The 10,000-nt window shown below is 48.2% G+C and carries 7 protein-coding genes; 3 read left to right on the top strand and 4 right to left on the bottom strand.

The features are described 5' to 3' along the window. Together LDL40_RS05240 and LDL40_RS05235 are read left to right on the top strand one after the other, a co-directional pair. On the top strand, positions 1–294 hold a 294-nt coding region (locus LDL40_RS05240), incomplete at its 5' end, for a metallopeptidase TldD-related protein (protein WP_300994113.1). Between the two features lie 235 nt (positions 295–529). Beyond that, entirely contained in the window at positions 530–1,060 is a 531-nt protein-coding gene (locus tag LDL40_RS05235; protein WP_300994112.1) for a hypothetical protein, read from the top strand. 62 nt (positions 1,061–1,122) lie between these two features. Here the strand turns inward: LDL40_RS05235 and LDL40_RS05230 are convergent, their stop codons facing one another. The 4 genes from LDL40_RS05230 to LDL40_RS05215 all read right to left on the bottom strand — a co-directional run bounded on the left by LDL40_RS05230 (position 1,123) and on the right by LDL40_RS05215 (position 9,357). Beyond that, a complete protein-coding gene (locus LDL40_RS05230; protein WP_300994111.1) occupies positions 1,123–3,306 on the bottom strand; it encodes a M3 family metallopeptidase in 2,184 nt (727 codons plus the stop codon). Positions 3,307–3,518: 212 nt separating this feature from the next. Next, complete coding sequence (locus tag LDL40_RS05225; RefSeq protein WP_300994110.1) at positions 3,519–7,469, bottom strand: PKD domain-containing protein; 3,951 nt, start codon at positions 7,467–7,469, stop codon at positions 3,519–3,521. 531 nt (positions 7,470–8,000) lie between these two features. Next, entirely contained in the window at positions 8,001–8,399 is a 399-nt protein-coding gene (locus LDL40_RS05220) for an OsmC family protein (RefSeq protein ID WP_300994109.1), read from the bottom strand. 43 nt (positions 8,400–8,442) lie between these two features. Continuing rightward, positions 8,443–9,357, bottom strand: a complete 915-nt coding sequence (locus LDL40_RS05215; protein ID WP_300994108.1) for a pirin family protein — start codon at positions 9,355–9,357, stop codon at positions 8,443–8,445. Positions 9,358–9,732: 375 nt separating this feature from the next. On the opposite strand from LDL40_RS05215, the gene LDL40_RS05210 reads away from it, so the two are divergent. Then, positions 9,733–10,000: hypothetical protein (locus tag LDL40_RS05210; protein ID WP_300994107.1), on the top strand; the 268-nt coding region annotated here is incomplete at its 3' end.

Below are 10,000 nucleotides of genomic sequence, written 5' to 3'. Positions count from 1 at the left end.
CAACATGGCGATGCTGATTTAGCTCAGCTCTGTCGGGATATGGGCACTGGTTTGTTGGTGACTGAGCTGATGGGGCAGGGCGTCAACACAGTGACAGGGGATTACTCTCGTGGTGCTGCCGGTTTCTGGGTCGAAAACGGCCAAGTCCAATACCCTGTATCCGAAATCACCATAGCTGGTACTTTGCAGCAGATGTTTATGGATATTCAGGCCATAGGCAAAGACGTTGATCGTCGTGGCGGCGTGCTGACGGGTTCAGTATTGATAGGCCAAATGCAAATCGCTGGTCATTAATACCCGTCGTCCTTGAAGCTGCAGCTTTGTTGACTGCGCCACTTCGCCCCAGTCACATAGGTTAACTATGCTCCTGGGGTCTCAGTGACTTGTCGCCTCGCTGCATCTTCAAGTAACTTGGGTATATGTTGTGGTCAGAGCCTTGGCTCTGACCTTTTTTGTTCCCCCTTGATTTTTCTGAACTTTCCCCCAGTTCTATCCACTAATGTCTGAATTATTTTCCCTGGGGTTCGTTATGAAGTCTTTGTCTTTTTTAGTGCCTGCGACCTTATCTTTTTTTCTAACCAGCTGTGGCTATTTAGCAGGTGATGAAAAACAACAGTTAGAACAAGCCTGGCTGGCCAAAGATCAGCAGTTGCAGCAGGTGGTAGAGCAAATTCGCAGTCAGGGCTTGGATGCTGTGGCCAAAAGTGCGGAAGCCGGTACTGTGGCATCTTGCGTTGCGACCAGCTTAGCAGGCGATCCGGTGGGCCGGTTAATCAGTGTGGAAGGGGCTTTAGTGGAGTCGGCCAAGGTGTCACAGTTACTGGCGGACTTACAACAGGTGATGGAGCAGGATTTGTCATTGGAGCAAATGGCGGGCTTATTACAGCGGGGGGCTGATGCAGCGGCTTATGCCAAAAGCTTAATAGAGCAACAAGGTTTAGAGCAGGCCTTGCAGACGTTAAAGCAGATGGCAATCGCCAGTCAGCAGTTTGCCCAGCAAGATTTAGGTGCACATTTACAACAGTTATTAGCCAGTTGCCCTACTAAGCCAGCGGAGTAATAAAAAGGGGTCAGATCACATTAGTTAGGTGTAACTAATGTGATCTGACCCCTTTTTAGTTGTTAGTTAATGCCAGTCTTTAAACCGCGACGGATTAACAGAGCGTCTGTGGTAGGTTCCTGACCACGGAAGGCTTTGTAAGCTTCCATTGGGTCTTTGCTGTTACCAATAGACAGAATGTTTTTACGGAAGTTAATGCCGTTCTCCAGCTTCAAGCCACCCTGAGTTTGCACATAGGCAAAAGCGTCGGCAGCCAGAATTTCACTCCACATGTACGCATAGTAACTGGCAGAGTAACCACCAGAGAAAACGTGAGCGAAGAAAGTCGACTTGTAACGTGGTGGCACAGCAGCTAAATCTACACCGTGTTTTTTCAGCGCAGCGGCTTCAAACTTCTGTACGTCCTGCAGTGGCGCGTCGGCTGGCAGAGAGTGCCATTCCATATCCAGCAGCGCAGAAGACATATATTCCAGTGTGTCATACCCCTGGTTGAAGCTGCGTGACTTCATAATTTTTGCTAAGAGTTCGGCTGGAATTGGCTCGCCTGTTTTATAGTGCTTGGCATAGTTACCAATCACGTCAGGGTGAGCTGCCCAGTCTTCCTGGAAGGTAGAAGGGAATTCAACAAAATCGCGGGATACTGAAGTACCGGCTAAAGTCGGATAATTCACGTCTGAGAACAAACCGTGTACCGCATGACCAAATTCGTGGAACATAGTGGTCACGTTGTCATAGCTCACCAGTGTTGGCTCACCGGCCGGGCCTTTAGGAATGTTCATCACGTTCACAACCACAGGCTTTTGGTTCAACAGCTTGCTTTGTTCTACAAAAGAACTCATCCAGGCACCACCGCGTTTGCCGTCACGGGCAAAGTAGTCCGCATAGAAAATAGCCATGCTCTTGCCATCAGCATCAAAGACTTCATAAGCTTTGACATCCGGGTGATACACAGGTAAATCCGGTCGGGCTTTCATGGTAATACCAAAGAGTTTGTTCATGGTATAAAACAGACCATCATTCAGTACCCGCTCAAATTCGAAATACTCGCGCACTTGAGCTTCGTCTAAATCATATTTAGCTTTGCGTACTTTCTCAGCGTAGAACTCCCAGTCCCATGGCTGTAATTCAAAATCACCACCCGTTTCTTTGATCATTGCCTGAATAGCTTCAGCTTCTTTTTTGGTATTCGCCACTACAGCTGGCACCATAGAACTGAACATATCCAGCACAGCTTTGGGGGTTTTGGCCATAGTAGGTTCTAACTGGTACAGAGCCCAGTTGTCATAACCCAATAACTTGGCGCGTTCCGCACGTAATTGAGCTAAACGGGCCACTATAGGCTGGTTATCCGTTTCGCCTGAAGTACCACGGTAGGCCGAAGCTTCCCATACTTTTTTCCGCACTTCGCGGTTTTCCAGTGAAGCTAAAGCGGGCTGGCGGGTGGTATTGGTAATCTCAATGATAAATTTACCCTCTTTACCCTTAGCTTTAGCGCCTTCAGCCGCCGCTGTAATTTCAGCCTCAGATAAGCCAGCTAATTCTTCTTTGGTATCTACATAAACTGCGATCTGATCTTTCATTGCCATCAGATTTTGCTGGAACTTGTTAGTTAGTGTGGATTGTTCTTCGTTTAAAGCACGGATCTTGGTTTTTTGCTCTTCGGTTAAATTGGCGCCGGCACGGACAAAACGCTCATAATAATCTTCCACCAAACGGGTCGCTTCGCCGTCTAAACCTAAAGTGGCTCGAGCGTCATAGACAGCTTTTACGCGGGCAAATAATTCTGGATTCAGGTTGATATTGTCTGAATGGGCGGCAAATTTAGGTGCCATTTCTGATTGGATTTTCTGGATTTCATCGTTGCTGATGGTGCCAGTCATATTGAAGAAGGTGCTGGACGCCCGGGTCAGTAGCTCGCCGCTTTTTTCCATAGCCACAATAGTATTTTCGAAAGTAGCTGGTTCTTTATTCGCAGCAATAGTCAGGATCTCAGCCATATGCTGTTTAATCCCTTCCTCCATTGCAGGTTGATAGTGTTCAATTTTAATTTTATCGAACTCTGGCGCTTCGTACTGCAGCGTACTTTTGACTAATAGTGGGTTGCTCACTGCTGCTTGCTCCGTGGCTGGGGCGGCAGCTTGAGTTTGCTCAACTGCTGCACTGTTTTTTGTTTCTTCAGCAGGCTTGGAACAGGCGCTTAAAGCGATGGCTGCACCAATAGCGCTGGCAATTAAGGTCTTGCGCATGGATATTTCCTTCTGGGTATCTTGGTTGCTTTTTTGTTATGGGATTCAGATGTAAATCGTCAAATGTTAACCGGTCGAGTATGCCAAAAGCAGGGGTAGAAAAACAGGTTTTGCAGTAAATGGCTCGTTTAGTGGGATGAGTGGGGAATTTTTGTGGCCTGAGACGGATAAAAAACGGCACTGAAAAGTGCCGTTTTTCGTCGACAAGTTTATTACTCTGTTTGCAGGAATGACTGTCTGACAGCGTCCATCAGGGGGTTATTAACACCATTGGTACTGCCATAGTTGATAGTCCAGATTATAGCGCCGCCCAGGCCTGTAGCTTTTACCCATTCTCCCTTGGCTGCAATACTTTGTGGATCCTCACAACTGAGCATGCCTATAGTAGAACTATTGTAAGGATGGGTACCTGTTCTGCCATTGGGGTAAGAATAGAAGCTCATTTTTGCTTCGTCATTCCAGATCCTGGTACCGCCATTAAAGTAACCTGCCGCATTTACTATGCTGTAGGACCAGCTGTTGTCATTTGAAAACACTCCGGTCACAGGTTGACCAAAACCCGTAGTAGGCAGTGGATAAGCCATGCAGTAGAAACCTATACCTACCCCTAATTTACCCCTTGGTACACCAGCGTTCTGATAGGCCTGCATACTGGAGGTCAGATCCATAGGGCGGGAAGGATCCAATCCCGCAATAGGACTGAAGGTCGTACTGGTCCAGCCTTGCTCCGCAAAACCCATGGCGTAGCTCATCAGATTGTACTGATCCACTATCGAAGCGATAGTCACGTCAAATTCCGACACCTGACCATAATTCATGTTCAGTGCATAACCAGGGAAAGTGATCAGGAAGGCATCATTTGGTGCTTGCCAGCGGGCTCGTAATTTGGCTGCCGCACGCAGGTCAGCTATTAAAGCGGTCAGGCGGAATTGGGCCAGTGGTGAATCCAGTTCATCTTCCCAATCCAGATCCAGACCATCGTAGTCATGTTGTTCCAGATAGTTCAGGATATTATTGACAAAAGTTGGCCGAATATCAGGTGCCGTTGACGCCAGGAAACCTAAGCCGTCGCCCATACCGCCCATCATCAGCAAGGCTTTTTTGCCAGCGGCATGAGCACGCTCTATCAGATAATCTTCCACACTCTTGTCCGTGATATGGGCTATAGCTCCGGCATCATGTGCAGTACCTGCACCTTCAATCACATCGCCCGGTTGACCACCTGGTAAAGAGCCTCCCCCAGGTGCGACACGGCCAAATACCAGATGAGTTAAGGAGTTCATGTTGATATGCTGCGGTTGATGATCAGGCCAGTACCAGCCTGCATAGTAGGCTGTCACCCATGGAGTTGCGCCTGCAGCAACCGGAATAGTTTCCAGCTTGGGCATCACGTCAGGCGGTGGCGGTTGTACAGCCTGAACTACTGCTGTAACTGTGTTGCTGACACCATTGATGTCGGTCACAGTCAGACTCACGGTGTAGGCTCCGCCTTTGACATACGTATGTACAGGTTTTGCTCCGCTGGCTGAAGCGCCGTCACCAAAAGTCCAGCTATAACTTGCTACAGCCTGGTTATTGCTGTCCATCGAGGCTGTGCCATCAAACTCAAATCGTAATTCCGTTTGACTGATTAGTTTCGAACTGATCACAGCAAAAGGCTGCACATTGTCATGACCTAACCTAAAGGATTGCTTCACTGCGTTGAGCAAAGGGTTATTTACTCCATCAGGACTGCCGTAGTTAACAACCCAAATCATGGCTCCACCTAACTCAGTATCCCGCACATACTTGCCTTTTGCGGCGATACTGGCCGGATCTTCATAACTCAAAAAGCCCGCCTCACCTGTGTTCATACAACTATGCTGAGGGCCTGAACCTGTATAACCACCCACATAAGATCGGTAGGCGGCTTTGGTGTTATGATCAAAGGTATAACTGCCAGCTGACAGGAAACCACAGTTCACCAGATTAGCGTAGCTCCAGGTCCAGTCATTATTGTCCTGGTAAGTCACAGGCTGATCCGGACCAGTGGCAGGAGCCCTGAAGTTAAAGCCAAAAAAACCTATACCAACGGCTAGTTTACTGCGTGGAATGCCCGCCTGGGCATATGCATCCACAGTGCTGGAAACGTCGCTTGGATGTAGTCCGGTCTGGCCGTAAATAGGTGAGAAATGCCAAGTCGTCCAGCCGCCATGGGCAAAACCTATCATGTAAGTCATCAGGTTAAACTGATCCACCAGCTCTGCGACCTGCACTTTCCATTGTGGTACTGTTTCATAGTTCATATTCAGAATAGAGGTTGGATAAGTGACCAGCAGAGGTTGGCTCTGATAACGGGGCCTGTCAGCCGCAGCTTGCTTCAGCTCGGTGATCAGCGCTATTAAACGCTCAGGGTCAATTGCATCTTCCCAATTGACGTCTATGCCGTCGTAGTTGTGCTGTTCCAGATAGTTCAGCAGATTGGTCACAAAAGTACTGCGAATTCCGGGTGCTGTAGAGGCATAAAAACCGTTGCCATCGTCATTTCCACCTAACATCAACAAGGCTTTAGTACCTGCAGCATGAGCGCGTTCAATTAAATAATCTTCTGCGCTTTTTGCCGTGAGTCCTGCGGGTAACCGACCTGCTTCATGGGCCGAACCTGAGCCAGGCATCACTTGTCCAGCCTGGCCACCCAGGGTGCCTGAACCTGGCGCTACCCGGCCAAAAATCACATGAGTCATGGCACTAAAGTCTATATTCTGTGGCTGATAACCTTCCCAGAACCAGCCCGCATAATACCCTGTGACCCATTTGCCGGAGCTAGTTTGCTCATTGACCGCAACAGGCAGCAACAGAGTCGCCTGAGCACCGCTATTGTCTGTCACTGTCAAACTAGCAGGGTACTGCCCGGCACTGGCATAAGTGTGACTGGTCGTTTCGCCTGTGGCCGAGTGACCATCACCAAAATCCCAGTGATAGGAGCTGATACTGCCATCTGCATCGCTGGAAGCGCGGCCATCAAATCTGACCTGCAGTGAACCTGCAGTCACTGCTGTTGTTGCCAGAGCGACAGGCAGCTGATTTTGTAATGCAGCATCAACAGCTAAGCCGACACTGTGCGTCGCACCCATGTTATCTGTCACTGTCAGGCTGACCTGGTACTGGCCTGCAGCGCTATACAGGTGACGGCTTTGTGCTGCAGTGCTGCTTGTACCGTCGCCAAAGTCCCAAAGGTAAGAGCTTATTTCACCGTCGTAATCTACGGAACCTGCGGCACTGAAGATAAACTCAAGAGAGCCCGGTACTGCTGTTGCTGTAGCTTGAGCCACTGGCTCCATATTAGGTTTTCCTGCGACAGTGACGGCAAAACGACTGGAGCTGCTGTTACCAAACGCATCTTTGACGGTAAAAGTCACCTGATAGTTGCCAGCCTGATTATACATATGGCTGACATCCTGACCTGTGCCTGCGGTACCATCACCAAAATCCCAGTGGTAGCTGACAATATGATCGTCTGGATCGGTCGAATCCGCACCGGCAAAAATTAAAATAGGCTCTCCGGGGAACTGGCTCCAGCTGTACACAGGAGTAGGGGGCGCATTGACCATTACTTTTAACTCTGTACTGTGCTGCGCTGCTTTGCTGTGATTATCCGTTACTGTCAGTTTGGCCTGATAAGTACCAGCTGTGGCATACAAGTGTTCTGGCGCTACTCCGACAGCAGAATGACCATCGCCAAATTCCCAGTGATAGTTCGTTATGGCACCGTCAGCATCTGTTGATTTGCTGCCATTAAACTTTACCAGGAAGCTGTTTTTCTGTTGAACTGCGTTGCCTCTGGCGACGGGTAACTTGTTAGGAGCCTGAACCTGTACGCTCAGGCTGGTACTTTTACTGGCCTTATTATTGTCGGTGACTGTCAGGCTCACGTCATAAGTGCCGGCTGCAGCATAGTTATGGACGGGCTTAGCGCCAGTGGCTTTTTTACCATTGCCAAAATCCCAGGCATAAGAGGTAATTTTACCGTCCTGGTCCGACGAGCCGCTGCCATCAAAGTTGACGCTTAACTTATTGTGTTGTTGTTCGGCTTTAATTACAGCAACAGGCGGTTGGTTTGCCGCTTGGGCGTAGCCTGGCATCAGGCTGGACGCTAACAAGGAGCCAGCAGCAACTGCCAGCATGTGGTTTCCTGGTAGCAAACTTAAGCGCTGAGATAGTTGCCTATCTCTGTGAACTGATATTTTCAATGGTTACCTCACTTTAGTTTATGAAGGTGTTTTAGGGAGTATTTACTGCAACCAAGTATCAGGCTCTGACAGAAAAACGAGAGTAAACAGCTACTTGGGGCGGTGAAGCTGCGCCTTTACAGGGCACTGCCTTCACACAGGTTGTAAATCAGTCAAAGTGAGGAACAGGGCTGAGCAACAGCGAGTATTCCTGTGTAAATGTTTGTGGGCGTCAAAGCACGGCAAAGCCAATAACCACTTTGTGAAAACAAAATGGTTTTGGGCAGAGAGCTGCTGGTTGATTTTTAACCCTAAGGTTGCAGTTTGGTTTGAAGCTGAGCAGAGTTTTAGTCTGCTTGGGATAAGAGGTTTGTAACTTGTGGCGGGTAACACTACTTAACAATTCGGTCTGGCCTGATGCTGCTTGTCATTCCGCTTCGGCCAAAGCAGTACAAGCAGCACTAATGCGGTCGTGCCCCTCTTGGCTTAGCTTACGGAGGCATTAACTTCGGTAGTAGCAGTCGTCATCAGTTTATGGATGGGGCATTTTTCCGCCATTTTCTCCAGTAAATCTTTGTCGGCCTGAGACAAATCGCCGTTTAATTTCATTGTAAGATTCAGCACGTAAAGCCCTTGTGCTTCTTTGCTGCTATCACGTTTGATGTCAATATCCACAGATTCCAGCGCCAGTTGTTTACGTTTGGCATACATCAGCAAAGTGATGGCTTTGCAGGCGGCCAACGAGGCGTCATATAAATCATGAGGATCTGGAGCGGAATCATCGCCACCTAACTCGGTTGCAACATCAGCAAACAAAGTATGCTGATGGATACGGATAGTCTGGCGGTATTGACCGCCGTCGCTTTTTTGTAAAGAAATACTCATAGAACACCTGTCTTCAATTGTGATTTGTTGAGCTGTTTTTAAGTCACTTTGGCAATGGAATAAACTCAATTTCATCGTCTACGACTTTTGGAAACTTACCGGCCAGCCAGTCCTGTTTAGCTTGTTCTACCCGTTCTTTACGGCTGGAGATAAAATTCCATTCAATAAAGCGCGGACCTAAATTTTTCCCGCCAATCAAGGTAATCCTGCTGTCTGCGCTGGCTTCAATCACTACACCTTCGGCTTCAGATAAGATCACCATGTCATACTGCTGGATCAGTTTGTCTTTAATTTTTAACTGGCCTTGAGCGACATAAATGGCTCTCTCTTCAGCGTTTGGTAACTCCAGTGATTGACCAGCCTGTAAATGTGCTTCCAGGTATAAGGTCTCGGAATAGGTTTTTACCGGCGATTTAAGGCCATAGGCTTCGCCTATTAAAACCCGCACTGACACGCCATTGAGATTGGTCGCCGGAATATCACGGCTTGGGTAGTGGTAAAAAGCCGGGTCTATTTCCTCAAATTCTTCAGGTAAAGCCATCCACAACTGAATACCGTGCAAACGATGGGGCACGCCATTTACTTCAGGACGCTCACGTTCAGAATGCACTATGCCTCTACCCGCTACCATCAGGTTGATATCGCCCGGAGTAATAGTCTGTTTGCTGCCCAGTGAATCGCGATGCAAAATTTCGCCTTCAAACAAGTAGGTCACAGTCGCCAGATTAATATGAGGATGAGGGCGCACACTAATGCCTTTGCCCGCCGGAAAGTCTGCCGCGCCCATGTGATCAAAAAATATCCATGGACCAACAGATTGGCGTGTTTTGTTTGGCAAAGTCCGGCGCACAGAAAAGTCGCCTAAATCTGTGGAGCGTGGGCTAATAACCAGTTGTATGGCCTCGCAACCCGCTTCGGTATTGCATTCGAGTTCGGCATATTTTGTGTTGATACTCATGATCTGTCCCTGTGAATTGGGTTAAACATAATGGATACGACTGTAGTAGTCAGTTTATGTACAGAGTGTAAGCAGGAATAGCAGGAATGAAAAATAGTAAAAATAGCGGATTAGGTTCTGATTTTATGAATGATTGACCAGTTGGCAAGTCACAGATCGAGTTTTGAGTTTTGTTGCCAAATGCGATATGGTGTCCAGAGTCAAATTCCCTTTTCTATTACCACAAGACGGAGGTTATGTTGTTCAACACTGCAATAAAGTCGCCGTCTTATCACGCCGCCTTTTTTACCGTCTTCCATTCTTAAGCCGGCTCCATACTGATGGGGTCGGCACAGCTGTTATTTATTTTTAACTGCTTAAATTCCGGAGTCTGGAATGACTATCTTTACCAAAAATACATCGGGTCACACCGATGTTTCGGCTTTATTTTTGATGGCAAGTTCGGCTATTCAGCCGCTGCCGCCCTGGCAGTTACAACGGCTGCTACTGCAACTGGAGTCTGCTGCAAAAGGTAAACGCAAAGCCTTAAGCGAAACCGGCATGATGCCGGGCTGTTCAGTCCGTTTGCTGGATTTATCGGATCAAACCGAAGTCTGGCTGACTCTGGTCTACCCACAGCAGGCTAAACCCGAACAGGGTTTTA

The organism is Rheinheimera sp., from assembly GCF_020217005.1.
In the GTDB taxonomy this organism is placed as follows: Bacteria; Pseudomonadota; Gammaproteobacteria; order Enterobacterales; family Alteromonadaceae; genus Pararheinheimera.
Note: the sequence above shows the minus strand (reverse complement) of the source record. Positions and strands in the feature narration are given on the sequence as shown.